Genomic DNA, 1,495 nt, shown 5'->3' with positions numbered 1-1,495 from the left:
ACCGCCTCCGCATGCTCCTCACCGCCGGCGGACTCACCCCATGACCCCCCCACCGGATGTCCGAAGAGCCCGTTAAGTACGCGTTCCGGGCAAGCCAGCTAAATCCCGGCTCCGGGGAGCTCAAGAACATCGCGAAGGGGCACACTGGTTGGAGCTTTCACGCCCGTGTTGCCCGGGACAGTACTGGCGAACTCAGGCGCGACATGGCGACTGTGAGTCCGTTCCCCACGTCCTGCCCCGCCTGTGGTGATGACTGGGCACAGGACTACGCTGGAAGTCAGAAGCTCCCGGCGACAGACCCCAGAACGCAACGGTCCCCCATCCGGGCTATGCGCACCGGTTTCGAGAAGATCAATCAGGTCCTGACTACCGAGCTCGCCAATGACTTGAGCGAGCACGAGCGGAAGCTCATCGTATTCACCGACAGTCGACAGGATGCGGCGAAGCTCTCGGCGGGACTTGGTCTGCGCCACTACCAAGACCTCCTTCGTCAGCTGATGTACCTGCGCTTGCAGGGCGCCGGCGACCCTGCCGCCGACGTGCGGCTCGCGCGCGAGCATGTGGCGGACGGCGTCAGGACAGACGAGAGCTGGCAAGCAATCGCCAGACTCCGCGCCCGCGACGCCCCGTCGTTCAATGCACTACGAGACATCTGGGAGAAGGCGCCCGATGTAGACACGACGGTGGAGCCGGTGCTCATCGCCGGGTTGTCAAGGGGTATTACGCTCAGCGAACTCGCCAATCTCGTTGCGCTCGACCTCCTGGAGCTCGGCATGAATCCCGGCGGCCCCCACGCCAGCCTGCGCGGCACGGACGACAAGGGGTGGGCTTCTCTCTTCAACTGGGACGTGAGCCCTGTGCAACCGCAAGGCAACCTCTCCATCGATGAGCAGTCGCTGTTGCAGAGAATCAATGCCTCATTGGAGAGCGAGATTCTCGAGGGGCTATATGCAGGCGGCGGACGTGACTTCGAGACGACCGGGCTCGGCTGGCTGACTCTGGCTGACGACACCGCGCCCCCCGACGAACCTGGCGACAACCGGACTGCGCAGGCGCGAGCAGCGCTGAGAATCTTGGCGGACCAGCGCCGATTCGCCAGGATTCGCGCTGTGCGCGATATCCCGACGACTCGCTTGAGAGAGTTCTGGAAGAAGGTCGCCGAGGACACGCATGGCGACCCTGAATCGATGCGCCAAGACGCGATGGACCGTGCAGGCACGGCGGTCGTCAAGTACCTCATTGACCCATCGAAGGTCTCGATTCGCCTAAGCGATGGTCGTGCATGGGTCTGCGAGTCGTGCCACCGTCAACATCTGATGACGGGGAATGGCTACTGCACGAAGTGCGCACGAAAACTGGCTCATCGCATTTGAGCGTGTAGCGCTGGTCTGAACCCGCCGGTCTCGAGCAGGGATCTGGTGATGTAGTTGGTGAGGCTGCGGAAGCCGAGTGCGGAGCCGCGCAGGTGCTCGAGACGTCCATTGATCGCCTCAGT

Annotated in this window: 1 protein-coding gene and 1 pseudogene; one reads left to right on the top strand and one right to left on the bottom strand. The window is 63.3% G+C overall.

The window, feature by feature from the left end; genetic code table 11:
* Positions 1-329: 329 nt before the first annotated feature.
* On the top strand, positions 330-1,373 hold the full coding sequence (locus ACYVGN_RS10440; RefSeq protein ID WP_460790633.1) for a hypothetical protein: 1,044 nt from the start codon (positions 330-332) through the stop codon (positions 1,371-1,373).
* On the opposite strand, the pseudogene ACYVGN_RS10435 reads toward ACYVGN_RS10440, so the two are convergent.
* A pseudogene (locus ACYVGN_RS10435) lies at positions 1,361-1,495 on the bottom strand (ISL3 family transposase); the annotation flags it as partial. The gene ACYVGN_RS10440 and the pseudogene ACYVGN_RS10435 sit on opposite strands and share 13 nt — an antisense overlap.

Source organism: Microbacterium lacusdiani, from assembly GCF_054779895.1.
Note: the sequence above shows the minus strand (reverse complement) of the source record. Positions and strands in the feature narration are given on the sequence as shown.

Excerpts from the sequence above, each read along its gene's own strand:
- ACYVGN_RS10440 (WP_460790633.1), top strand. The coding sequence starts at position 330 with ATGCGCACCGGTTTCGAGAAGATCAATCAGGTCCTGACTACCGAGCTC.